Below are 23,595 nucleotides of genomic sequence, written 5' to 3' on the forward strand. Positions count from 1 at the left end.
CCCGACGACCTGCGAAAAACCCTGGAGACTGACGACGATGGCCGACCGCGTCACGGTGATCGGCTGGGACGGCTCGCCGCTGACCGCCGCGGCCCGCTCCGCGCTCGGCGCCGCCACCCTGGTGGCCGGTGCCGGACACCATCTGGCGCTGCCCGAAGTACCCCCCGCCGCCGAGCGCGTCCGCCTCGGCAGCGTCGCCCTCGCCGCCCGCCGCATCGCCGCCCACCGCGGCACCGCGGTCGTGCTCGCCGACGGCGACCCGGGCTTCTTCGGCGTCGTACGCACCCTGCGCGACCCCGAGTTCGGCCTGGAGGTCGAGGTGGTCCCCGCGGTCTCCGCCGTCGCCGCCGCCTTCGCCCGGGCCGGGATGCCCTGGGACGACGCCCAGGTGGTCGTCGCCCACCCGCGCACCCTGCGCCGCGCGGTGAACGTCTGCCGGGCCCACACCAAGGTCGCCGTCCTGACCTCGCCGGGCGCCGGTCCCGCCGAACTCGGCCTGCTCCTGGAGGGCGTGCACCGCACCTTCGTCATCTGCGAGGAACTCGGCACCACCCGGGAACGGGTCACCGTCGTCACCTCCGACAAGGCCGCCGACCACACCTGGCGGGACCCCAACCTCGTCATCGTCGCCGGCGGTTCGGTCGCCGCCGCGGCGGACGGCGCGGGCTGGATCGCCGGCCGCGACCCGGCCACCGGACCGCGCGGCTGGGCGCTGCCCGCCGAGGCGTACGGCGGCGGACTCGGCGAGGGCGAGACCGACCTGCTCCGGGCCGCCCAGCTGGCCCGGCTCGGCCCCCGGACCGGCGACCTGGTGTGGGACATCGGCTGCGGCGGCGGCGCCTTCGCCACCGACGCGGCCCGCGGCGGCGCCGCCGTCATCGCCGTCGACCGGGACCCGGCCGCCTGCGCCCGCACCGACGCCACCGCCCGCCGCTTCGGCGTCCAGCTCCAGATCCTGCACGGCACCGCCCCGCACGTCCTGGAGGACCTGCCGGAACCGGACGTCGTCCGGGTCGGCGGCGGGGGAGCGGCCGTGGTCTCCGCGGTCGCCGACCGCCGCCCGCAGCGCGTCGTCGCCCACGCCGCCACCCGCGACGAGGCCGAACTCGTCGGCCGGCAGCTCACCGAGCACGGCTTCCGCGTCGAGTGCGCCCTGCTCCAGTCCGTCGGACTGGACACCCGCGCCTGGACGGAGACCGAGCGGAGCGTCGCGTTCCTGCTCAGCGGCGTGCTGCCGGAGCGGGAGGACCGCGCCCCGTGATCCGGTTGTCGTACCGCGCGCGGTAGGCTGGCCGATCGTTGTACCGCTCTCGGGCATCCGGCACTTCGTCGGTCAATGTCCGGAAAACCCGACCGTTTTGGGCGGGGTGTGGTACGGCGAAACCTGAGGGCGCGCAACGTGGCGCAGTCCACAGCGGCCCGTCGTGAATCAAGCTGTCGTGACGGGCGAACGGCCGCGAGAATGCCACTCAATGGCTTTGTCGCCTTTTCCGGCGGGTCGTTCGTGCCGCTGGGCACGCACGCTCGTTCTTCACTGGGGAGCGGTCGGTGCGCCGTTCCGGGTGAGCTGGTCGTAGGAGCACTAACCGATGGGCGAGGGGTACGCATGACCGACACCGGCCAGATCCCGGGCGAGGGGCTGCCGGAGAACGCAGGCATGGTGGAGCAGCCGGGCGTTGCCGCGCCGGGTGCGTACACCTACCTCTCCGAGACCACCGCCGAGGACGAGGACCTGTTGCTGCTGCCCGGCGCCCAGAGCGCCTGGGGCAACGAGGTCGCGCCGCCCGCTCCGGAGCCCGTCGTCGAGGCCGTCCACGAGCCGGAGGCGCACGAGACGTCCGGCCGGGACAGCGGTTCGTTCGACCTCGGCGCGGTCCGTACGCCGGGCCCGGCCCCGGTCGCCCCGCGCCGCCCCCTGCACCTCGGCCCGCCGATCCCCGACGCCTCGGCGAGCCCGGTCCGCACCCTCGCCGACCGCGGCCCGGCCGCCACGCCGAACAGACCCGCCGGCCCGCCGGCCACCGGCCCCGAGCACCTCGACCCCCCGCAGCCGGCGACCCCCTGGGGCCCGGCGGCCACGCCCGAGCCGCAGGCGGACTCCGGGGCGGGGACCGCGGAAACGGTTGTCCCGGCGGCGGGCGTGGCCCAGGCGGTCGTGGAGCGGGTGGCGGGCGTCGACCAGGAGCCGGTGGAGCCCGCGCCACTCGTGGAGCCCATGGAGCCCATGGAGCCCATGGAGCCCGTGGCGCCCATGGAGCCCGTGGTGTCGGAGGCGGCCGGTGCGGCGCCGGAGCAGGTGACTGAGGTACCCGGTCCCGTGGCGGATCAGGTGTCCGCCGACGTGCCCGGTTCGGTGGCGGGCGAGGACCCCGTCGTCTCTGCTTCGGCGGCGGGCGAGGGGCTCGACGTGTCCGGTCCCGTGGCGGATCAGGTGTCCGCCGAGGTGCCCGGTCCCGTGGCGGGCGAGGGCCTCGGCATGCCCGGTCCCGTTGGCGGCCAGGGCTTCGACGCGCCCGGTCCCGCTGAGGCGTGGGCACCGGAGATCGCCGAGGCGCCGGTGGCCGAGGAGGCCCGGACGCCGGACGCGCCCGAGGCGATCGGCCCCCAGGACAACGAGCCTTCCGGCGCGGCCCCCGAGCCCGAGGTGGTACCCGTCCCGGAGCCCGGCCCCGAGACACCCCCCGCCCCCGTCGCCGTAGCTGCCCCGGAACCCGCAACTGCCCCGGAACCCGCAGCCGCCCCCGAGCCCGTAACTCCCCCCGAGCCGGCAGCGGTTTCCGCCCCCGAGCCGGACGCCGAGGCGCCCCACACCGCTGGAGCCGTCCCCGCACCCGAGCCCGAAGCGGTACCCGCCGCCGAAGCGGTGCCCGCCCCCGTTCCCACCCCCACCGCGCTGCCGGACCCCGCCGCTCCCCAGGCCCCGGCCCAGGTCGGGCCGGCTCCCGGGAACGACGTACCCGCACCGAGCCCCGAAGCGCCGCTCGCCGCCGCCCCCGGCACCCCGGAGGCGACCGGAGAACCCGGCGACCCCGCACCGGAGCAGCCGGCCCCCGCCGCCCCCCTCCCCCCGGACGCGCCGGTCGAAGCCGCTCAGCAGGAACCCGTACAGCCGCCGCGGCCCTCCCCGGAGCAGCCGCCGGTGGACGCGGCCACCCCGCCGCCCGCCGCCCCCGACGAGACCGCGCCGGTCTCGGCCGGGCCCGAGGAATCCGCCTCGGCCGTCCCGGCGGAACCGGAGGAACCAGCCCCGGCCGCCCCGGAGGGGTTCGCCGCCCCGGAGCAGCCCGTCCCCGACGGCGCCCCGCCGCACCCGGAGACCACCCCGGACCCGCAGCACCCGCACGCCGCTCAGCCGGCCCCCGTCGCAGAACCCGTACCGTCCGCACCGCCCGTACCACCCGCCCAGGCTCCGCAGCCCCCGGCTCCGGTCCCGGGCCCCCAGTTCGTCCAGGAGCAGCACACAGTGGAGGGCGCCCCGCAGTCCGCCCCGGAGCAGGAACCGGCGGCCCCGGCCCCGGGGCCCGCCCAGGGACCCCAGTCGGCCGTACTCGCACCCGAGGCCGGCACCGAAACGGCGCCGGCGCCGGTCGGCCCCGCCCCCCGCGAGGGCGACGTCCAGCACGCGGACGACCTGGACACCCGGGCCGCCGAGCAGGAGGACCAGGAAGCCGCGAGCAGGTCCACCGGCCCGGCCGCCCCCGGCTACGACGACGCGGAGCGCGCGGCCGTACTGAAGGTCATGCGCGAACGCCGGGACATCCGCAACGGCTTCCGCGGCGACCCCATCCCGCACGAGGTGCTGCTCCGCGTCCTGGAGGCGGCCCACACCGCCCCGTCCGTCGGCCACTCGCAGCCCTGGGACTTCGTCGTCATCCGCTCCGCCGAGACCCGGCGCGCGATGCACGAACTGGCGATGCGGCAGCGCGAGGCGTACGCCAAGTCGCTGCCCAAGGGCCGGGCGAAGCAGTTCAAGGAACTGAAGATCGAGGCCATCCTCGACACCCCGGTCAACATCGTCGTCACCGCCGACTCCACGCGCGGCGGCCGGCACACCCTCGGCCGGCACACCCAGCCGCAGATGGCGCCGTACTCCTCCGCGCTCGCGGTGGAGAACTTCTGGCTCGCCGCCCGCGCCGAGGGCCTCGGCGTCGGCTGGGTCAGCTTCTTCGACGAGCGCGAGATGGTCCGCGCCCTCGGCCTGCCCGAGCACCTCGACGTCGTCGCCTACCTGTGCGTCGGCTACGTCGACGAGTTCCCGGACGAGCCCGAGCTGATGCAGGCCGGCTGGTCCAAGCGCCGCCCGCTGTCCTGGGTGGTGCACGAGGAGACGTACGGCCGCCGGGCCCTGCCCGGCGAGGAGCCGCACGACCTGCTCGCCGAGACCGTCGCGCAGATCCGCCCACTGGACGCCAAGGCGCTCGGCGAGGCGTGGGAGCGGCAGAAGCGGATGACCAAGCCGGCCGGCGCGCTCGGCATGCTGGAGATCATCTCGGCCCAGCTGTCCGGCCTGTCCCGGCAGTGCCCGCCGCCGATCCCCGAGCCCGCCGCCGTCGCCGTCTTCGCCGGCGACCACGGGGTGCACGCCCAGGGCGTCACCCACTGGCCGCAGGAGGTCACCGCCCAGATGGTGGCCAACTTCCTGGGCGGCGGAGCGGTCTGCAACGCCTTCGCCACCCAGGTCGGCGCCGAGGTGTGCGTGGTGGACGTCGGGGTCGCCGCCGACCTGCCCGCCACCCCCGGCCTGCTGCCCCGCAAGGTCCGCGCGGGCACCTCGGACATGACGGCCGGGCCCGCGATGACCCGCGAGGAGGCCAAGCAGGCCATCGAGGTCGGCATCGAGACCGCCCGCGACCTGGTGGCGGCGGGCAACAAGGCGCTGCTCACCGGCGAGATGGGCATCGCCAACACCACCGCGTCCGCCGCGCTGATCTCCGTCTTCACCGGCGCCGACCCGGCCGAGGTCACCGGCCGCGGCACCGGCATCAACGACGAGACCCTCGCCCGCAAGACCGAGGTGGTGCGCCGCGCCATCGAGGTGCACCAGCCCGACCCGGCCGACCCGATCGGCGTGCTCGCCGCGGTCGGCGGCCTGGAGCACGCCGCCATGGTCGGCCTGCTGCTCGGCGGCGCCTCACTGCGTACGCCGGTCATCCTGGACGGCGTCAGCGCCGGCGCCGCGGCCCTGGTCGCCCGCGCCATCGCGCCCGAGGTGCTGGCCGCCTGCATCGCCGGTCACCGCAGCGCCGAGCCCGGCCATGTCGCCGCCCTCAACAAGCTGGGCCTGCGTCCGCTGGTCGACCTCGACCTGCGGCTCGGCGAGGGCACCGGCGCGCTGCTCGCCCTGCCGATGGTGCAGAGCACCGCCCGGGCGATGCACGAGGTGGCCACCTTCGACTCGGCGGGCGTCACCGAGAAGTAGCCCCGCATCCGGCCGGGGTGGCGGCGATCACTCGCCGCCGCCCGGGCCGACTGCGTAAAATCCGCACGTATCCCGTGTGTCCTTGTACGCACGTATCCCGTGTGTCTTCGTACGCACGTACCCGCATGTCAGGGCAGCTCCAGAGCCGCAGCGCGCCCCACCGCACCCCGCCAGCACGAGGAGCCGCACCCTCATGGCCGAACACCCCGCCTACCCCGTAGGCCTCCGACTGACCGGCCGCCGCGTGGTCGTCCTCGGCGGCGGTCAGGTCGCCCAGCGCCGCCTGCCGGCCCTCGTCGCGGCGGGCGCGGACGTCCTCCTGGTCTCCCCGGAGGCCACCCCCTCGGTCGAGGCGATGGCGGACACCGGCGAGATCAGCTGGACCCGGCGCCTGTACGCCGACGGCGACCTCGCCGACGCCTGGTACGCCCTGATCGCCACCAGCGACCCGGCCGCCAACGCCGCCGCCTCCGCCGAGGCCGACCGGCACCGCGTGTGGTGCGTGCGCTCCGACGACGCCGACCAGGCCACCGCCTGGACCCCGGCCACCGGAACCAGCGAGGGAGTGACGGTGGCCGTGCTCACCACCGACGCCCGGGGCCGCGACCCCCGCCGCACCGCCGCGATCCGCGACGCGGTGGTCGAGGGCCTGCGCGACGGCACCCTGGTCGCCCCGCACCACCGCGCCCGCACCCCGGGCGTCGCCCTGGTCGGCGGCGGCCCCGGCGACCCCGACCTGATCACCGTGCGCGGCCGCCGGCTGCTCGCCGAGGCCGATGTCGTCATCGCCGACCGCCTCGGCCCCCGCGACCTGCTCGCCGAACTGCCGCCGCACGTCGAGGTGATCGACGCGGCGAAGATCCCGTACGGCCGGTTCATGGCCCAGGAGGCCATCAACAACGCGCTGATCGAGCACGCCAAGCAGGGCAAGGCCGTGGTCCGGCTCAAGGGCGGCGACCCGTTCGTCTTCGGGCGGGGCATGGAGGAGGCCCAGGCCCTGGCCGAGGCGGGCATCAGCTGCACGGTCGTGCCCGGCATCTCCAGCTCCATCTCGGTGCCGGGCGCGGCGGGCATCCCGGTCACCCACCGCGGCGTCGCCCACGAGTTCACGGTGGTCAGCGGGCACGTCGCCCCCGACGACGAGCGCTCGCTGGTCGACTGGCCGTCCCTGGCCAAGCTCACCGGCACCCTCGTCGTCCTGATGGGCGTCGACAAGATCGGGAAGATCGCCGAGACCCTCGTCGCGCACGGCAAGTCCCCCGACACCCCCCTCGCCCTGGTCCAGGAGGGCACCACCGCCGCGCAGCGCCGCGTCGACGCCACCCTGGCCACCGTGGCTGAGACGGTCGTCGCCCGCGAGGTCCGGCCGCCCGCGGTCATCGTCATCGGCCCGGTCGTCGGCGTCGGCCCGCACGAGAGGGCGTGACGTGGCCGAAGCCGTTCCTGTCACCGACCCCGACGACCCCCGCCTGCACGACTACACCGACCTGACCGACGTCGCCCTGCGCCGCCGCCGCGAACCCGCCGAGGGCCTGTTCATCGCCGAGGGCGAGAAGGTCATCCGGCGGGCCGGGGAGGCGGGCTACGCGATGCGCTCCATGCTGCTGTCACAGAAGTGGGCCGACGTCATGCGCGACGTCATCGAGGCTGCCACCGCCCCGGTCTACGTGGTCTCCCCGGCCGTCGCCGAGCAGGTCACCGGCTACCACGTGCACCGCGGCGCCCTCGCCTCGATGCACCGCAGGCCCATGCCGCCGCCGGCCGACCTGCTGGCCGGCGCCCGCCGGGTCGCCGTCTTCGAGGACATCGTCGACCACGCCAACGTCGGGGCCGCCTTCCGCAACGCCGCGGCCCTCGGCGTCGACGCGGTCCTGCTCACCCCGCGCTGCGCCGACCCGCTCTACCGCAGGTCCGTCAAGGTCTCGATGGGCAACGTCTTCCAGGTCCCGTGGACCCGGCTGGAATCCTGGCCGCACGACCTCGGCACCCTGCGCTCGGCGGGCTTCACGGTCGCCGCGCTCTGCCTGAGCGAGCGCGCCATCACCCTGGACGAACTCGCCGCCAAGGACCACGACCGGCTCGCCCTGCTCTTCGGCACCGAGGGCGACGGCCTCACCCCCGGCGCGCTGGCCGCCGCCGACGAACACGTCCGCATCCCGATGGACGCCGGCGTCGACTCCCTCAACGTGGCGGCCGCCTCGGCAGTGGCCTTCTACGCCACCAGACCGCGCCCGGCCTAGTCTGCTACGTCCGTCTGCGTCTGCGTCTGCGTCTGGGGCTGCGTCTGCGCCTGCTGCGCCCGTACGGCCCCGCTGTCGTCGCCGCCGAGCCCGCGCGACGGCCCCTGGCAGCCCTGCGCCGCGGCGATGCCCAGCGCCACCAGCAGCGTCACGACGACGAACACGAACAGCCGCTGGCGCAGCAGCCGGGGATTGGCGGGCCGCCGTCCGGTTCCCGTGGTGCGCGGTCCGGGCCGGCCGGCCCCGCTGCGCGGCCCGGGACGGCTCCCGTTGCCCTGGCCGTTGCCGGACCGGGTGTTGCGGGAGGCGGGCGTGGGCCGCGCACCCGGCCGCGACCCGGTGCCCCCGGGCCGCGGAACGGGCGTACCGCCCCGTACGGGAGAGCCCCCACGGGACGGGCCGCCGTCCCGGGGACCGCCGCCGCGCGACGGCGTCGCACCGCGCCCCGCTGCGGCGCCCCGGGCACCTCCCGTGCCCCGGGAACCGCCGGTGCCCCGGGGAGCCGACGCGGAACCCGGCCCCGGCGGACGCCGCCGCTCCCGCTCCGGATAGGTGTCGGCGAGCTGCCCCGTCGGCCGGTCCGCCTCCGCCGCACGGGGCGCGGGCGGCCGTACGTCGGCCAGGCCCTGGGCCTCGCGGGCGGCGATCTCCTTGAGTCGCAGCGACAGTTGCAGGGTGCTGGGCCGTTCCTCGGGGTCCTTCGCCAGGCAGGCCCGCACCAGCGGCGCCAGCGCGTCCGGCACCCCGTGCAGCTGCGCCTCCTCGTGGACGACCCGGTACAGCATCACCTCGGAACTGCCGTGTCCGAAGGGCGAGTCGCCCATCGAGGCGTAGGCGAGGGTGGCGCCGAGCGAGAAGACGTCCGTGGCCGGGGTGACCGCCGCGCCGCGCACCTGCTCGGGCGCGAGGAAACCGGGGGAGCCGACCGCCGTGCCGACATGCGTGAGCGTGGAGGCGCCGGTCGCCCAGGCGATGCCGAAGTCGATGATCCGCGGCCCCTTGGGGGACAGCAGGATGTTGGAGGGCTTCAGATCCCGGTGCACGACCCCCGCCTCGTGCACGGCGACCAGCCCTTCGGAGAGCGCGGCCCCCACCGCGGCGACGTCGGCCGCGCCGAGCGGCCCCTCGTCGGCCACCTTGTCGTGCAGCGACGGGCCGGGCACGTACTGCGTGGCGAACCACGGCCGGTCCGCGTCCAGGTCGGCGGCGACCAGCCGCGCGGTGCACCCGCCCCGGATCCGCCGGGCCGCCGAGACCTCACGCGCGAACCGGGAGCGGAACTCCTGATCCTCCGCCAGGTCCGGCCGGATGACCTTCAGCGCGACCCGCTGCCCCTTCTTGTCGGAGCCCAGGTAGACCACGCCCATCCCACCCGCGCCGAGCCGCCTGTGCAGCCTGAACGAGCCGACAACGCGCGGGTCCTCGCGCCTCAGGCGCATCATCGCCATGTTCATCCCCGCTGCCCGGTCTCTATGACGAGCCACAGCTTACGTTTCCACGGCCGCCCGCGCGCAGAGGCCGCGCCCTCTCGAGGCGATCGATTGTCAGTGCCTGGTGGGAGAATTGAAGGGTGGTCAGGAAAGGGGCGAACCGGCCGCATTCGGTGTCGGCCGGGGTCTCAACGGACCGCAGGGGAAGGGGGATTGGCGCCGTGAAAGGTGATCGTGTGGAGATAGTCGTGGACGCGGGCGACACGACACGGACGTACGAGGTGGTGGCGAGCCGGGCGGGTCGCCGGGTGGAGACGGCGGTGCGCCGAGGGGTGGTGGAGGTGAGCGAAGTCACGCGCAACGGGTCGGTGGTGCGCACGGCCCGGTTCATGGCCACCCGCGTACTGGCCCTGGTCGAGCAGCCGGTGCCCCGGGAGGACAGCTCGGAGAAAGCGGGGCAGACCGGGTGACCGGCGGGGTGCCCCCTCGGGGATGACCCCGAGACCCCGGCCGGCTTCTCCACCCACGGGAGTACGGCCCAGGTCACGGCTCATCCTCCGGGAGGCCCGGCAATCGGTACGAGGGCATGACGTCCGCCGGGGGCCGGACGCCTAGATTTGAGGTCAAGCGGCGGGTGCAGCACTCGTCCCCCGAGGTCAGACGCCCGCCGCTGCCAGGCAACAACGGAACAGGTCAGGAGAGGGACCATGGCCCAGACGGCACCGCGGACGCTGGTCCGCACGCTGGAGCGCGGGGCGTACACCGCCCCGTTCCGCGCCCGCCGCACGGGCCGTTGCCATCCACTGGTGGCGACGCTCATGGCCCTTCCCCTGGCGGCCCTGCTCCTGCTCGTCTTCGACGGGTGGGAGACGGTGGCCACACAGGCGTCGTCCGTGGGTGTGATGCTGGGGCGCTGAGCGGCGACCCCAGGCCCGGAAGAGCGGTCCGGGCGGGGACATCCATCCATGAAACCCCGTGGGGACGGGGGTGCGGCGGACGGCACAGATGCCGGCGCAGCTGGGGAGCTGCGCCGGCATTGCCCTGCCCGAAACCGACCCCAGCACGCCCGCCGCCCCAACCTCAGCCCGCCCGAACCTTCGGACATCTGGACTTCCGGGCTTCCCGGGCTTTCGGGACTCCCGGGTTCCCGGGCCTGCGGCCTTCCGGGCTCGTGGGCTTTCGGGCTTCCGGCCCTCCGGCCCTCCGGCCCTCCGGGCTTCTGGGCTTCTGGCTTCCGGGATCTCCGGGCTCTCCGTGCGCTCGGGCCTGCGGCCCTCCGGGCTTCGGGGCTTTCGGGCTTCCGGCCCTCCGGGCTTCTGGGGCTCCCGGTCTTCCGAACCTCCTGACCCCCGGGCTTCCGGGCTCCCGGGCTTCCGGGCTCCCGGGCCTCCGACCCCCGGGGCTGCCGCGCCCCGGGGGCTCCCCCCGGGCTCCCGCCCCGCATCCCCCGCCCCCATCCCGACCCCACCCCGCCGGCACACCACCCCGTACGCTCACCCCGTGACGACGGCCGCCCCCCTTCTCCCCGCCCTGGCCGCCCGCGTCAGGGCGGCTGCCCACTCCGGTACCCGGCTGTGCCGCTCCTGCAATGCCGATGCCAGCGTCGATGCCAGTGCCAGTGCCAGTGCCAGTGCCAGTGCCGCTGCCAATGCCACCGCCAATGCCGGTGCCGGTGCCGCAGATACCGACGCCGCCACCCTCGCCGACCGCCCGGACGGGACCGTCGTCCGGCACGGTGACGTCGTCGCCAAGGCGCACGCCCCCGGCACCGATCAGGGCGCCCTCGCCCACCGCCTCGCCCTCGCCGCCCGCCTCCCCGGCGTCCTCCTGCCCCCGCTCGCCCCGGCGGCCCCCGCCGACCTGCACGGACGGCTCGTGACCTGCTGGCCGTACGGCACCCCCGTGGACCCCGACGACCCGGCCGCCGCTCCCTGGGAAGCGGCCGGCGCCCTCCTCGCCCGCCTGCACCGCACTCCCGCCCCCGCCGCCCTGCCCTTGATGCGCGGCCCGGCGAAGGCCGCCGCCGCTCTCGCCCGCCTCCGGGAAACCGCCCCCCGCCACCCCGGCACCGCCCCCGTCCTCGGCGCCTGGGCCGCGCTGCCCGCCTGGGCGCGCGGTGAGGCGGACATGCCGGACACCGCTACGCCCTGCCACGGCGACTTCCACCTCGGTCAGCTCGTCCGCCACCCGGCGCCCGCCGGCCCGTGGCTGCTGATAGACGTGGACGACCTCGGCCGGGGCGTACCGGCGTGGGACCTGGCCCGCCCGGCCGCCTGGTACGCGTGCGGACTGCTGACGTCCGACGAGTGGACCCGTTTCCTGACCGCCTACCGCGCCGCCGGCGGCCCGGCGGTCCCGCCGGACGGCGACCCCTGGCCGGCCCTGGACGTCCCGGCCCGCGCCCTCACCGCCCAGACCGCCGCCCGCGCCCTGACGAAGGCTGCCGCGGCGGACCGGTCACTGGACGACGTGGAACGGGCCCTGGTCGACGCCTGCGCGCGCATGGCCGCCGTCCCCGCCCGGACACCGGGGAGTTGAGGGAAAGCCACGCCAAGTAGGGTGCAACCGAGCGCAGCCGGACAGAGTCTGTCCTGGCGAAACACGAAGCAGGACCTACCGGCGAGGAGTTGAGCCGACCATGCAGTGTCCGAAGTGCCACGCACCGATGCACACGTACAACCGCAACGGCGTCCAGATCGAGCAGTGCAGTGGCTGCCGCGGGATATTTCTCGACTACGGCGAGCTGGAGTCGCTGACCCGCCTGGAGTCCCAGTGGTCCCAGCCGGCCCCGCCGCCCCCGGCCGCCCCGCAGTCCTACCCCGCCGCCCCGGCCCCCGCCTGGGGCGCCCCGCACGGCGGTCACGGACAGCAGCACTACGGCCACCACCGTCACAAGAGCTTCGGCCACATGCTGTTCTCCAGCTGAACCGGCCGGCGACCGACGACGAAGCCCCCGGCCGCAGAGACGGCCGGGGGCTTCGGACGGTGGACGATACTGGGATTGAACCAGTGACCTCTTCCGTGTCAGGGAAGCGCTCTCCCGCTGAGCTAATCGTCCTGGGAGGTGCGGTGCTGTGATGCTGCGTGCGCGATACTGGGATTGAACCAGTGACCTCTTCCGTGTCAGGGAAGCGCTCTCCCGCTGAGCTAATCGCGCGGGTACGGATCTTCGTGAGATCCAGTGGACGATACTGGGATTGAACCAGTGACCTCTTCCGTGTCAGGGAAGCGCTCTCCCGCTGAGCTAATCGTCCTTGGAGGTGGAGACGGGATTTGAACCCGTGTAGACGGCTTTGCAGGCCGTTGCCTCGCCTCTCGGCCACTCCACCAGGAGTTTCCTGCGAGCGGACGACGAGGTTCGAACTCGCGACCTCAACCTTGGCAAGGTTGCGCTCTACCAACTGAGCTACGTCCGCCTGTCGGTTCGGTCCGCTTGCGCGTCCCGGCGACGTCATGAACTCTAGCGGATTCCGGGGCCAGCACAAAAACGCGTTTGCGCAGCGTGCTGCGGTGCGCTCGCTCGCGTGCCTGGTCAGGGCGGACGGAAGGACACGTTCGGGTCACCTGACGGTCACCCCGCCTAGACTCGGCCAGGTGTCCGATCTCCCGCCCCTGGCCCGGTTCGGCGACCGGATCGCCACCGGTCTCCTCGACGTCACGACCGATCCGGCCGCCCTCGACTCCCGAGGGTTCTGGGCCGTCAACGCGGACTTCGAGGGCCGGCTGACCTGCGCCCGGTTCGCGGACGTCCGCCGCGCGCCGGTGCCCGCGCCCCGGCCGGGCGGGTGGCACGGACCGGCCGCCGGCGACTGGACGTCCTCGCTCGGTCACGCGGCGTACGCGAGCGCCGTACGCCGCGTCCGCGCGCACATCGCGGCCGGCGAGGTCTATCAGGCCAACCTCTGCCGGGTCCTGTCCGCGCCCGTCGCGCCCGACGCCGACGTGGACGCCCTCACCGCGCTGCTCGCACGCGGCAACCCGGCGCCGTACGCGGGCACACTGCGGCTGCCCCGGCACGGCGTGGAAATCTCCACCGCCTCGCCCGAACTGTTCCTGCGCCGCGCGGGACGCGAGGTGGTCTCGGGGCCGATCAAGGGCACCGGCCGCACCGAGGCGGACCTGCTGGAGAAGGACCACGCCGAGAACGTGATGATCGTGGACCTGGTCCGCAACGACCTCGGGCGCGTCTGCGCGACCGGCAGCGTGACCGTGCCCGACCTGTGCGCGGTGGAGAAGCACCCGGGCCTGGTGCACCTCGTCTCGACCGTACGGGGCGAGCTGCGGGCCGGTGCCGGCTGGCCGGAACTGTTCGCCGCGGCCTTCCCGCCCGGCTCGGTCACCGGCGCGCCCAAGGCGAGCGCCCTGCGGATCATCGAGGCGCTGGAGACCGCGCCCCGCGGGCCGTACTGCGGGGGCGTCGGCTGGGTGGACGCCGACCGGGGCACCGGCGAGCTGGCCGTAGGCATCCGCACCTTCTGGATCGACCGGGCCGAGGGCGCGCTGAAGTTCGGCACCGGCGCCGGGATCACCTGGGGTTCGGACCCGGAACGGGAGTGGCGGGAGACCGAACTGAAGGCGTCCCGGCTGCTCGCGGTAGCGTCGGGGACGTACGACGCGATCGGGGAGGGACCGGGAACGTGAGGATCTGGCTGGACGGCGGGCTGCGGGCGGCGGAGTCCGCGCGGGTCTCCGCCTTCGACCACGGACTGATCGTGGGCGACGGCGTCTTCGAGACGGTGAAGGCGGTGGACGGCCGCCCCTTCGCCCTGACCCGGCACCTGGACCGGCTGGCCCGCTCCGCGCGCGGCCTCGGCCTGCCGGAGCCCGACCTGGACGAGGTGCGCCACGCCTGCGCGGCCGTACTGGAGGCCAATCCGATGCCGCTGGGCCGGCTGCGGATCACCTGCACCGGAGGGCCGGGCCCGCTCGGCTCCGACCGCGGCGACCACGGACCCACCCTGCTGGTCGCCCTCGGCGCCACCGCCCGCCGCCCCGACACCACGGCCGTGATCACCGTCCCCTGGACCCGCAACGAGCGCGGCGCGCTCACCGGCCTGAAGACCACCTCGTACGCGGAGAACGTCGTCGCCCTCGCCCGGGCCCGGGAACGGGGCGCCTCCGAGGCGCTGTTCGGCAACACGGTGGGGCGGCTGTGCGAGGGCACCGGGTCGAACGTCTTCGTCGTCCTCGACGGCGAGATCCACACCCCGCCGGTCGCCGCCGGCTGCCTCGCGGGCATCACCCGGGCCCTGACCGCGGAGTGGACCGGCGCCGTGGAGACGGATCTGCCGCTGGACGTCCTGGAGCGGGCCGACGAGATCTTCCTGACCTCCACCCTGCGCGACGTCCAGGCCGTGCACCGGGTCGACGACAGAGAACTGCCGGGCGCCCCGGGCCCGGTCACGGCCAAGGCGATGCGGATCTTCGCGGAACGGGCCGGGGACGACCTGGACCCCTGACCGGTGGCCTACCGGTACCCCGGTACGCGCCACGGGCCTTGTGCCGGTTGCCCGGGACGCGCCACGGGCCTTGTGCCGGCTGCTCCCGGACCACCGCGCGGGGTAGAACAGCTCTGATGACCACCACCCTGCGGCCGACCGAGCCGCTTCAGCGCGCCGCCGACGGGACGCGTTCACGCCGTTACCAGGTGTGCGTGAACAGCCGTCCCGTCGGCGTGATCCACCTCGGCACCTCCGCCGTCTTCGGCGACTCGGTCGCCGTCATCCACGACCTGCGTATCGATGAGGCCGACCGCCGGCGCGGCCGGGCCACGGTGGCCGCGCTCGCCGCGGAGGAGGTGGTGCGCGGCTGGGGCTGCGGGCAGCTCACGGTCACCGTCCCCGCACCCGCCGAGGCGGCCCTGCGGCTCTTCGGGGCGCTCGGCTACATACCCCGCAACCGCGGCATGGAGAAGCGGCTCGGCGACACCCCGCCGGCCCTGCCCGCGGGCAGCCGGCCGCGGCCCATGAGCCGGGCGGAGTACGACACCTGGCGGGCCCGGGGGGACGAGCAGTACGCGCGGACGTGGATCGAGCGGGGCATGCCCGAGGAGGCGGCGCGCGCCAAGGCCCGGCAGGACCACGAGACGCTGCTGCCGGCCGGGCCCGACACCGAGGACATGCTGTTCAGCGTGTTGGAGCACGAGGGCGAGCGGGTCGGCACGCTGTGGCTGGCGCTGCGCCCGGAGTCGGCGTACGTCTTCGATGTCGAGGCCGACGCAGCGCACCGCGGCCAGGGACACGGCCGGACGCTGATGCTCCTCGCCGAGACCCGGACGATCACCGCCGGACGCCGTCTCCTCGGCCTCAACGTGTTCGCGGACAACACTCCGGCCGAACGGCTGTACGAGTCGCTCGGTTACGAGACGACGCGGTACTCCTTCTACAAGCCGCTGCTGTAGCGACGACCGGGTCAGTCGGCGTGGGTCCCGGCGAGCAGCCGGTCCGCGATCTCCTCGACGCGCTCGCGCAGCCCCTCCTGGCTCTTGCCGCCGTCGAGCCGCTCGCCGTCGATGACGTACGTCGGGGTCCCGGTCACGCCGATCGCCTTGCCCTCGGCCTGATCGGCGTCGACGATCAGGATGTGCCGGCCGTCGATCAGGGCGGTGTCGAACTCCTCGGCGTCCAGACCGAGTTCCCGGGCCACGTCGATCAGCAGTTCCTCGCCCCGGCGGTCCAGCTCACCGAGCCGGCCGAGCACCGCCTCGACGTACGCCCAGCCCTGCCCCTGCACGGCGGCCTCCTCGGCGGCCTGCGCGGCGGCGAAGGCGTGCTTGTGCTTCTCCAGCGGGAAGTGCCGCAGCCGCAGCTCCAGACGGTCGCCGTAGCGGGCGCGCAGGGCGCGGAGATCGTCCAGGGCGGTCCGGCAGTCCGGGCACTGGAGCTCGCACCAGACGTCGAGGACGGGCACGGCGGGGCTGACGGGGGAGGAGTCGCTCATGGGACCAGTGTCCCAGCCCCGCTTCCCGGGGCCCAATCGCGCCCGCGGCCGCACCGGGCCCCGGCGGCCGGGGATCGGTCAGGAACCGGGCCCTGAGGAGGAGACCACCCCGAGGTGACCCGGAGATGTCCCTGATGTCGGGCCGGAGCATGGCCTCGCCGGGCGGGGACGGTGCAGGATGGAAGGGACGAAAGTGCCTGCTGCCCGACCGTGCCCACGCCCCTGGAGGACCGGATGATTGCCGAGACCGTCTGTTCCGCCGTGTCCGCGGCCGGCCTGGGCATCGCGGCGGTCACCGCGTACCGCAGGCGCTTCATGACCGCGGTCCGTATCGCCGCCTACTCGCTGATCCCGGTCGGCCTGGTGATGACCGGTGTCGTCGAGTGGATCGCCGACACCGCCTTCAGCCCGATGGCCTGGGCGGGCTTCGCGGTGCTGGGCGTGGCCTGGCTGCTGTTCCTGCTCACCCGCGCCGTGGAGCGCCGCCGCGGTGGCACCCGGGCCACCCGCAAGGAGCGCAAGGAGGCCGCCCGTGCGGCAGCGGGGCAGGACGCCGTGGCCCCGGCCGCCTCGGCACCCTCGCTGGGCACCGGTTCCGCCCCGCGTCCGGCGGCGGCCCGACCGGCGGGCAAGCCCCGCTCGGAGGACGACTTCAGCGACATCGAGGCCATCCTGAAGAAGCACGGCATATGACACCGCCCGGGCCGGCCCGCCGGCGCCCGGCCCGGTTCATCGCCCGCTCCATTGAAACGACACAGTGAGCTGGCGAAACGTCCGGAAACGATCACAACCCGACCCGAAGATCATGGATTCCGGCGAACACACGTACCTCGCGGGCGTGTTGATCGCGCCGGGGCCTGAACTGCGCCATCATCACCCGCGAGATGCTGGACACGACACAGCTGGACACCACAGAGAGCGATGCCGCTTCCCGGCCGCAAGAGCCACGCGGATGCCTCTTCGCCCTTTCCCAGCCACCGCTGATGATCTTCCTTGCGGTGATCGGACTCCTGCTGCTCATGGCTTCGCTGCACGACCTGCTGTTGCTGTGAGCCGTACCCGCGTTCCCCGGCGCCACCCGCCGGGGACGCGTCGGGGCCGTGTCCCTCGGGCCGCCTCAGCCCGCAGCTTCCTTGCGGCGCGCCCGATAGGCCGCCACATGCAGCCGGTTTCCGCAGGTCCGGCTGTCGCAGTAGCGCCGTGAACGGTTGCGCGAAAGGTCGACGAAGGCGCGCCGGCAGTCGGGCGCCTCGCAGCGCCGCAGCCGCTCCCGTTCCCCGGCGACCACGAAGAAGGCCAGCGCCATCCCGCAGTCGGCCGCCAGGTGGTCGGCGACAGAGGCGCCGGGGGCGAAGTAGTGGACGTGCCAGTCGTAGCCGTCGTGGTCGGTGAGCCGGGGGGTGGTGCCCGCGGCGGCGACCAGCTCGTTGATCAGGCTGGCGGTGGCTCGGGCGTCGGAGGCCGCGAAGGCGGAGGCGAACCGGCCGCGCACCCTGCGGACCGCCGAGAGATCGAAATCGGAGAGCACGCCGACGTCGCTGATCTCGTGGTTCTGCACGAAGTCCTTGAGGGCGGCGACGTCCGGCAGCCCGTCCGGCGAGGACTCGTCCTCCGGTGCGGTGTTCACCAGATCCACCACGGTGTCGAGCGCACACCGGGTGTCGTGGGTGATCAGCACGTTTCGCTCCCTGGCCTGAGGACGGGCGGACGCCCGCCGATTGCTGGCCGATGGTAGTGGCATCCGCGCCCGGCGTCCGCCGCCGATGCGTCCGTCGCCCGTCCGTACGACGGGCACCCCCGCTCCCTGCGAGCCCGCCCCTGGTTCCGGTCCCAGGCCCCTATGACGGTCACACTCCGTAACCGCCAGGACGGCTATCGCCCGTACCCGTGCACAGGACGACCATCTCCCGTACCGGTACAACGGCCGCGCCCCGGCCGTGGTTCCCCGGGGGGCGCACGACTGTGCCCGGCCGCGGTCTCCCGAGGCGCACGCCGTGCCCGGCCGTGGCCGGCCACATGGCCCCTGGGGGCGCGAAATGGCCCCCGGACGCGCGAACGCACACCGGCGCCGCCCCGCGGTGGTCCGCGGCGGCGACGCCGATGGGTGTGCCCTATGCGGTTGTCCTGGCCCGGTCCGTCACCCCGAGTCGACGGCGCCGGGCGGTTCGTGGGGCCTCGCGCTAGCTTTCCGCCAGGATGTGCGAGAGCTCCTGATCGAGGTCGAAGTGCCGGTGTTCCGTGCCAGGGGGCACGGCGGCGTCTGTGCGCTTCAGGAAGGACTCCAGAGCCCGCGCCGGGGCCTCGAGCAGTGCCTCGCCCTCCGGAGAGCTCAGGGCGATGCACACGACGCCCTGGCCGTGGCTGCGCGACGGCCAGACGCGGACGTCGCCGGTGCCCGTGGGGCGGTGCAGCCCTTCGGCGAGGAGGTCGCGGGCGAACACCCACTCGACGGTCTCCTCGGCTCCGGTGTGGAAGGTGGCGTGCACGGCGTAGGGGTCGGCCGTGTCGTACCGCAGGCCTGCGGGGACAGGCAGGGAGGACTCGCTCGACACAACGAGGCGCAGGTGCAGCTCGCAGCTGACCGTGGTGTTCATAAGCGCCAGGGCCTTTCGCTCAGTGTGCGCTCGGGGATTCGCACGTCGGCGAAATCGACATGCCACCTACGGTGCCGTTGTAAACCCCTCTGAGTGTTTTGCGTGGCTTTCGGTACCCCGTCCGGCCGAGGAATCGCGGGCCCGGTGCGTCCATTCCGGTGACCGGATTCGCTCCGGTAGGGTTTGGCCGTATGAACACGGGGAGTAGCGAGCCGGTCGAGGTGACCTTGGTGGCGAACGGGACGAAGGCGGACGGGGCGGAGAGCGAGCGGGGCCTCGGGTCGCGGGCGCCCGAATTCGTCAAGGCGCGCCGCGCGCTGCACCTGAGCTGGCAGGTCGGGGTCTTCGTCGTCGGCCTCGCGGTCGTGGTGGCAGGCATCATCATGCTGCCGCTGCCCGGACCCGGCTGGGTGGTGATCTTCGGCGGCATGGCGATCTGGGCCACCGAGTTCGTCTGGGCCCAGCTGGTGCTGCGCTGGACCAAGCGGAAGGTGACCGAGGCGGCCCAGCGGGCACTCGACCCCAAGGTGCGGCGGCGCAACATCACTCTGACGGTGATCGGCCTGGTGGTCATCGCGGCGATCGGCGGCTTCTACCTGTGGAAGTTCGGCCTCGTGATGCCGTGGAAGATCGAGGACCAGTGATGGACCGATGACCGCCCAGGTGGCCGGGCCGCTGGTCACGGGCACCCCCTGACATGCGGTAATGTTCTTCCCGCACCCGGGCGATTAGCTCAGTGGGAGAGCGCTTCGTTCACACCGAAGAGGTCACTGGTTCGAACCCAGTATCGCCCACCGGGAATCCAGGACGGCCCGGCTCACGATCGTGAGCCGGGCCGTCCTGTCGTTGTGCAAGCCATGCAACGGCTCTGGCCGGGCTTCACCCAACCGTGACCTTCCGGCGTGGGCGGCCGAACCGCCCCGGCGCTGTTCGGCCCCTCGGCCGCACGGCGCGGACCTGGCATTTCTCGCCACCCGTGGGGCACCGGGCGGCAAACAGGTGACGGGCGGTCGCGCCGGTGGCCGCTCCGCCCGCATATGAATTCCTGTCCGAATCATTGACGCGCCTCCGGGCCCTCCGTACCTTGTGCCAGCAAGCGCTTACTTGAAACGATTCATGGGGCGATCGCAACGTCGCGGGGAGGCTCTTATGCAGCAGGACAGAAACGTGGAGAGGCGGACCGTCCTCAAGGTGGCGGGGGCCTCGCTCGCCGTCGCGGGGCTGGGTGCGACGGCCACCGCGTGCGGTGGTGACAGCGGCTCGTCGGACGGTACGGTGACGATCCGTTACGCCTGGTGGGGTGGCGAGCCACGGGCCATCGCCATCAAGAAGACGATCGCCCTCTTCGAGAAGAAGTACCCGAAGATCAAGGTCAAGCCGGAATTCACGGACTACGAGGCGTTCTGGGAGAAGTTCCAGACGCAGGCCTCCGGTGGAAATCCGCCGGACGTTTTCCAGAATTCGGTCACCTTCCTGCGCAAGTACGACAAGCGCGGTGTCCTGATGGACCTCAAGACGCAGGCGGACGCCGGAAATCTCAGCCTGGAGAACTTCCGCAACAATGTCCTGACGGTCGGCCAGGTCGACGAGAAGCAGGTCGGCATACCGGTCGGCGCCAACACCATGGCGCTCGTCATCGACCTCAAGGCGTTCAAGAAGGCCGGTCTGGAGCCGAAGCTGGGCTGGACCTGGGACGAGTACTTCGACGCGCTCCAGACCATCCAGGACAAGCTGAAGATCGCCGGTGACACCGGCTACTTCAGCATCATGTACCTGTACGACCTGTACCTGCGGCAGAACGGCAAGGCCTTCTACACCGACACCGACCTCGGCTTCACCGAGGACGATCTGACCCAGTGGTGGGAGGACGGCTACAAGCGGGTCCGGTCCGGGCTGGTCGCCGACCCGAAGAAGATCGAGCAGGTCAAGCCGAAGTCGGGGCTGTCGGCGGGGCTCGCCGCGGGCGAGTTCACCTGGGACAACTTCTCCATCCGCTACGAGGGCGAGGGCGAGTCGGACTACGGGCTCGCGCCGATCCCGACCACGGACGGCAAGGACACCGGCCAGTACCTCGGTTCGCTGATGCTCAGCGCCTTCACCGGCACCGAGCACCCCAAGGAAGCCGCCCAGTTCATCGACTTCATGGTGCACGACCCCGAGGTCGGCAAGATCATGGGCTACGACCGCGGCATCCTCGCCACCAGCGAGCAGTACGAGGCGTTCACCCCCACCGACGACAACAACAAGGGTGTCAAGGCGTACGAGGAGGAGGTCGCCGGCGCCGGGCTGCTGGGGAAGATCACCCCGCACCCGTCCGGCTCCGACGTCATCGAGGCGGCCTTCCTGCGCATCGGCGGCGAGGTGGCCCAGGGCAAGACCAAGCCGGCCGACGCGGCCAAGGCGCTGTTCAGCGAGGCCAAGGCCGCGTTCGCGGGCTGAGGGGACGTACCACCATGACGCTCGTCAAGGAAGCGCCCGCGCGCCCGGCCGGGAAGCGGTCCGCCGCGCCCGCCGCCGGGCGGCGCGGGCGGCGCCGGGAGAACCTCGCCGGCTACCTCTTCATGTCGCCGTGGATCGCCGGATTCGTGCTGCTCACGGCCGGACCGATGATCGCGTCGCTCTATTACGCGTTCACCAGCTACAACCTGTTCACGCCGCCGCAGTGGGTGGGCCTGGACAACTTCACGACCATGTTCCAGGACCCGCGCTGGCAGAAGGCGGTCGAGGTCACCCTGAAGTACGTGGTCGTGGCCACCCCGCTGAAACTGCTGCTGGCCCTCGGCGTCGCCATGCTGCTGGCGCAGCAGCGGCGCGGCCAGGGGCTGTACCGGGCCGCGTTCTACATGCCCTCGCTGATCGGGGCCAGCGTCTCCGTCGGCTTCGTGTGGCGGGCGCTGTTCTCCGACGACGCGATCGTGGACCGCGGCCAGAAGATCTTCGGCCTCGACGTGGGCGGCTGGATCGGCAATCCGGACTACGTCATCTACGCCCTGGTGGCGCTGAGCATCTGGCAGTTCGGCGCGCCGATGGTCATCTTCCTGGCCGGCCTCAAGCAGGTCCCCCGGGAGCTGTACGAGGCGGCCGAGGTGGACGGGGCCGGCCCCTTCCGCCGGTTCTGGAACATCACGCTGCCGATGATCTCCCCGGTGCTGTTCTTCAACGTGCTGCTGGAGTCCATCCACGCGTTCCAGGTGTTCGGCTCCGCCTATGTCGTCTCCGACACCCGGTGCGGACCGGCCGACGCCACCCTCGTCTACACCTGCTACCTCTACCAGAAGGGCTTCAAGGAGGCGCAGATGGGCTTCGCCTCCGCGATGGCCTGGACGCTGGTGGTCGCGGTGGCGCTGGTGACGGCGGTGCTGTTCTGGTCGCAGAAGAAGTGGGTGCACTACGAGGAGGCCGCCAAGTGACCACCGCCACCAGCCCCGCAGTGCGCACCGCGAGTGAGCGGCGGCGCACCGGATCGATCGCCTGGCACGTGGGCGCGCTCCTCGTCCTGGCGGTCGTCCTCTACCCCGTGATCTGGGTGGTCGGCGCCTCGTTCAAGCCGAGCAAGGACATCATCGCCAGCCTGGACCTGCTGCCCACCAAGCCCGTCTGGGCCAACTTCTCGGGCCTCGCCGACGGCATCTCCGGCATCTCCATCAGCAGCTTCTTCGTGAACTCGCTGATGTACGCGGTGCTCGCCGTGGCCGGTGTGGTGCTGTCCGCCTCGCTGACCGCGTACGCCTTCGCCAAGATCCGGTTCGCCGGGCGGAACCTGCTGTTCACCCTGATGATCGGCACGCTGCTGCTGCCGTACCACGTGCTGCTCATCCCGCAGTACGTGATGTTCCGCAAACTGGAACTCGTCGACACCCTGGTGCCACTGGTGGCCGGCAAGTTCCTGGCCACGGAGGCGTTCTTCGTCTTCCTGATGGTGCAGTTCATGCGCGGACTGCCGCGCGAGCTGGACGAGGCCGCCAAGCTGGACGGCTGCGGACACCTGCGGACCTACTGGTCCATCGTGCTGCCGCTGTGCCGTCCGGCCCTCATCACCAGCGCCATCTTCACCTTCATCAACGCCTGGAACGACTTCATGGGTCCGTTGATCTACCTCAACACGCCCTCCAAGTACACCGTCTCGCTCGGCCTGATGATGTTCCGCGACCAGGAGGGCATCTCCAACTACGGCAGCATGATCGCGATGTCGCTGGTGGCGCTGGTCCCGGTGGTCGCCTTCTTCATGGCCTTCCAGCGCTATCTCATCGACGGCATGGCGACGTCCGGACTGAAGTGAGGCGGTCAGCATGGCTGAGGCACGTGTGAAGGCGCGCAAGGAGCCCGTGTTCGGCGGCGAACGCTTCGCCGTGTTCGCCGAGTCCATGCTCACCGGCGTGTGGATCGCCGTGGCCTGTCTCGGCGTCGTCACCTGGCCGGCCGCCTTCGCGGCCGGCGCCCGGCACCTGCGCCGCCGGACCGGTCACCAGGGCGGCGGCGCACGGGAGTTCACCGCCGACTTCCGGGCCGCCGTGCGCCGCGGCTGGGCCGTCGGGCTCGGCTGGTGGGCGGCGGCGGGCGCGGTGTGGGTGGACGTCCAGGCCGCGCGGGCCGGGCTGCCCGGCGGACCGCTGGCCGGGGCGGTCGGCCTGTTCGCGCTGCTCGTCCTCACGGTGGCCGGGCTGCGCGCGGCCGCGGTGTGGGCGCCCGGCGCGGCCTGGCGCGCGCTGCTCGCCGCGGCCGGCCGCCGGACCCTGCGCGACCCCGCCGGCTCCCTGCTGCTCGTCTGCGGACTGGCGGTCGTGGCCGGCTCCGCGCTGTTCGTCGCGCCGCTGGCGGTCCCGGTGCTCGGGGCCGTCGCGGCGGCGGCCGTCGCCGCGGAGCGGCGGTACGGCCGCTCCTGAACCGTCCCCAGGGAGCGGCGCCCCGCGCGCCGCGCCTTCCTCTGTCATGCCCTTGACACTCCGCAGGGCACCCCCCTCGCATCCCCTCGC

General features: G+C 73.3%; 22 protein-coding genes and 6 tRNA genes. 19 read left to right on the forward strand and 9 right to left on the reverse strand.

The window, feature by feature from the left end; translation table 11 throughout:
* The first annotated feature begins 37 nt into the window (after positions 1-37).
* The 4 genes from cbiE (at position 38) to AB0G32_RS20410 (ending at position 7,659) form a co-directional block, all read left to right on the forward strand.
* Positions 38-1,261, forward strand: a complete 1,224-nt coding sequence (gene cbiE / locus AB0G32_RS20395; RefSeq protein WP_361164757.1) for a precorrin-6y C5,15-methyltransferase (decarboxylating) subunit CbiE — start codon at positions 38-40, stop codon at positions 1,259-1,261.
* A 345-nt stretch (positions 1,262-1,606) separates the two neighbouring features.
* On the forward strand, positions 1,607-5,419 hold the full coding sequence (cobT, locus tag AB0G32_RS20400; protein ID WP_361164760.1) for a nicotinate-nucleotide--dimethylbenzimidazole phosphoribosyltransferase: 3,813 nt from the start codon (positions 1,607-1,609) through the stop codon (positions 5,417-5,419).
* Between the two features lie 193 nt (positions 5,420-5,612).
* Entirely contained in the window at positions 5,613-6,845 is a 1,233-nt protein-coding gene (cobA, locus tag AB0G32_RS20405) for a uroporphyrinogen-III C-methyltransferase (RefSeq protein ID WP_361164763.1), read from the forward strand.
* A 1-nt stretch (position 6,846) separates the two neighbouring features.
* Positions 6,847-7,659, forward strand: coding sequence for an RNA methyltransferase (locus tag AB0G32_RS20410; RefSeq protein WP_361164766.1), 813 nt, complete (start codon positions 6,847-6,849; stop codon positions 7,657-7,659).
* Here AB0G32_RS20410 and AB0G32_RS20415 read toward each other — a convergent pair.
* Positions 7,656-9,113: a serine/threonine-protein kinase gene (locus AB0G32_RS20415; RefSeq protein WP_361164769.1), complete on the reverse strand. Its 1,458-nt coding sequence runs from the start codon at positions 9,111-9,113 to the stop codon at positions 7,656-7,658. The two genes, AB0G32_RS20410 and AB0G32_RS20415, sit on opposite strands and share 4 nt — an antisense overlap.
* 197 nt (positions 9,114-9,310) lie before the next feature.
* On the opposite strand from AB0G32_RS20415, the gene AB0G32_RS20420 reads away from it, so the two are divergent.
* The 4 genes from AB0G32_RS20420 (at position 9,311) to AB0G32_RS20435 (ending at position 12,015) form a co-directional block, all read left to right on the forward strand.
* Positions 9,311-9,559 (forward strand): hypothetical protein, encoded by a 249-nt coding sequence (locus AB0G32_RS20420; RefSeq protein WP_361164772.1) that lies wholly within the window; start codon positions 9,311-9,313, stop codon positions 9,557-9,559.
* Positions 9,560-9,796: 237 nt separating this feature from the next.
* Positions 9,797-10,006: a hypothetical protein gene (locus AB0G32_RS20425; protein WP_361164775.1), complete on the forward strand. Its 210-nt coding sequence runs from the start codon at positions 9,797-9,799 to the stop codon at positions 10,004-10,006.
* Between the two features lie 583 nt (positions 10,007-10,589).
* The gene (locus tag AB0G32_RS20430; RefSeq protein WP_361164777.1) at positions 10,590-11,627 is read left to right on the forward strand and encodes a phosphotransferase; all 1,038 of its coding nucleotides are present in this window, start codon (positions 10,590-10,592) and stop codon (positions 11,625-11,627) included.
* 100 nt (positions 11,628-11,727) lie between these two features.
* Entirely contained in the window at positions 11,728-12,015 is a 288-nt protein-coding gene (locus AB0G32_RS20435; protein WP_361164779.1) for a zf-TFIIB domain-containing protein, read from the forward strand.
* A gap of 60 nt (positions 12,016-12,075) precedes the next feature.
* On the opposite strand, the gene AB0G32_RS20440 is transcribed toward AB0G32_RS20435, so the two are convergent.
* The 5 genes from AB0G32_RS20440 to AB0G32_RS20460 all read right to left on the reverse strand — a co-directional run bounded on the left by AB0G32_RS20440 (position 12,076) and on the right by AB0G32_RS20460 (position 12,505).
* Positions 12,076-12,147: transfer RNA gene (locus tag AB0G32_RS20440), tRNA-Val, on the reverse strand.
* A gap of 27 nt (positions 12,148-12,174) precedes the next feature.
* Positions 12,175-12,246 (reverse strand) — tRNA-Val (locus tag AB0G32_RS20445).
* Between the two features lie 25 nt (positions 12,247-12,271).
* A tRNA-Val gene (locus AB0G32_RS20450) sits at positions 12,272-12,343 on the reverse strand.
* A 1-nt stretch (position 12,344) separates the two neighbouring features.
* Positions 12,345-12,418: transfer RNA gene (locus AB0G32_RS20455), tRNA-Cys, on the reverse strand.
* Positions 12,419-12,432: 14 nt separating this feature from the next.
* Positions 12,433-12,505, reverse strand: a tRNA-Gly gene (locus AB0G32_RS20460).
* Positions 12,506-12,683: 178 nt separating this feature from the next.
* Between AB0G32_RS20460 and AB0G32_RS20465 the strand changes: the two genes are divergently transcribed.
* The 3 genes from AB0G32_RS20465 (at position 12,684) to AB0G32_RS20475 (ending at position 15,489) form a co-directional block, all read left to right on the forward strand.
* A complete protein-coding gene (locus tag AB0G32_RS20465) occupies positions 12,684-13,730 on the forward strand; it encodes a chorismate-binding protein (RefSeq protein WP_361164781.1) in 1,047 nt (348 codons plus the stop codon).
* Positions 13,727-14,548: an aminodeoxychorismate lyase gene (locus AB0G32_RS20470; protein WP_361164783.1), complete on the forward strand. Its 822-nt coding sequence runs from the start codon at positions 13,727-13,729 to the stop codon at positions 14,546-14,548. Before AB0G32_RS20465 ends, AB0G32_RS20470 begins: the two co-directional genes overlap by 4 nt.
* A 116-nt stretch (positions 14,549-14,664) precedes the next feature.
* Positions 14,665-15,489 carry a GNAT family N-acetyltransferase gene (locus tag AB0G32_RS20475; protein WP_361164786.1) on the forward strand — a complete coding sequence of 275 codons (825 nt, stop codon included), beginning with the start codon at positions 14,665-14,667 and terminating at the stop codon, positions 15,487-15,489.
* Between the two features lie 11 nt (positions 15,490-15,500).
* Here the strand turns inward: AB0G32_RS20475 and AB0G32_RS20480 are convergent, their stop codons facing one another.
* Complete coding sequence (locus AB0G32_RS20480) at positions 15,501-16,028, reverse strand: DsbA family protein (RefSeq protein WP_361164789.1); 528 nt, start codon at positions 16,026-16,028, stop codon at positions 15,501-15,503.
* 234 nt (positions 16,029-16,262) lie between these two features.
* On the opposite strand from AB0G32_RS20480, the gene AB0G32_RS20485 reads away from it, so the two are divergent.
* Positions 16,263-16,721: a hypothetical protein gene (locus AB0G32_RS20485; RefSeq protein WP_361164792.1), complete on the forward strand. Its 459-nt coding sequence runs from the start codon at positions 16,263-16,265 to the stop codon at positions 16,719-16,721.
* Positions 16,722-16,912: 191 nt separating this feature from the next.
* Positions 16,913-17,080 (forward strand): hypothetical protein, encoded by a 168-nt coding sequence (locus AB0G32_RS20490; protein WP_361164795.1) that lies wholly within the window; start codon positions 16,913-16,915, stop codon positions 17,078-17,080.
* Between the two features lie 65 nt (positions 17,081-17,145).
* On the opposite strand, the gene AB0G32_RS20495 is transcribed toward AB0G32_RS20490, so the two are convergent.
* Together AB0G32_RS20495 and AB0G32_RS20500 are read right to left on the reverse strand one after the other, a co-directional pair.
* Positions 17,146-17,706 carry a CGNR zinc finger domain-containing protein gene (locus AB0G32_RS20495; RefSeq protein ID WP_361164798.1) on the reverse strand — a complete coding sequence of 187 codons (561 nt, stop codon included), beginning with the start codon at positions 17,704-17,706 and terminating at the stop codon, positions 17,146-17,148.
* A gap of 502 nt (positions 17,707-18,208) precedes the next feature.
* Complete coding sequence (locus AB0G32_RS20500; RefSeq protein WP_004002642.1) at positions 18,209-18,622, reverse strand: SsgA family sporulation/cell division regulator; 414 nt, start codon at positions 18,620-18,622, stop codon at positions 18,209-18,211.
* A 191-nt stretch (positions 18,623-18,813) separates the two neighbouring features.
* Here AB0G32_RS20500 and AB0G32_RS20505 point away from each other — a divergent pair, with 191 nt between their 5' ends.
* The 6 genes from AB0G32_RS20505 (at position 18,814) to AB0G32_RS20530 (ending at position 23,505) form a co-directional block, all read left to right on the forward strand.
* Positions 18,814-19,266, forward strand: a complete 453-nt coding sequence (locus AB0G32_RS20505) for a TIGR02611 family protein (RefSeq protein ID WP_361164801.1) — start codon at positions 18,814-18,816, stop codon at positions 19,264-19,266.
* 78 nt (positions 19,267-19,344) lie between these two features.
* Positions 19,345-19,416: transfer RNA gene (locus AB0G32_RS20510), tRNA-Val, on the forward strand.
* Between the two features lie 355 nt (positions 19,417-19,771).
* Positions 19,772-21,061: an extracellular solute-binding protein gene (locus tag AB0G32_RS20515; RefSeq protein WP_361164804.1), complete on the forward strand. Its 1,290-nt coding sequence runs from the start codon at positions 19,772-19,774 to the stop codon at positions 21,059-21,061.
* Positions 21,062-21,075: 14 nt separating this feature from the next.
* Positions 21,076-22,032, forward strand: a complete 957-nt coding sequence (locus AB0G32_RS20520; RefSeq protein WP_361164807.1) for a sugar ABC transporter permease — start codon at positions 21,076-21,078, stop codon at positions 22,030-22,032.
* The gene (locus AB0G32_RS20525) at positions 22,029-22,901 is read left to right on the forward strand and encodes a carbohydrate ABC transporter permease (RefSeq protein ID WP_361164810.1); all 873 of its coding nucleotides are present in this window, start codon (positions 22,029-22,031) and stop codon (positions 22,899-22,901) included. Before AB0G32_RS20520 ends, AB0G32_RS20525 begins: the two co-directional genes overlap by 4 nt.
* 10 nt (positions 22,902-22,911) lie before the next feature.
* Entirely contained in the window at positions 22,912-23,505 is a 594-nt protein-coding gene (locus tag AB0G32_RS20530) for a hypothetical protein (protein ID WP_361164813.1), read from the forward strand.
* Positions 23,506-23,595 lie beyond the last annotated feature (90 nt).

The sequence above is a fragment of the Streptomyces sp. NPDC023723 genome (assembly GCF_040639815.1).
Taxonomy (GTDB): domain Bacteria; phylum Actinomycetota; class Actinomycetes; order Streptomycetales; family Streptomycetaceae; genus Streptomyces.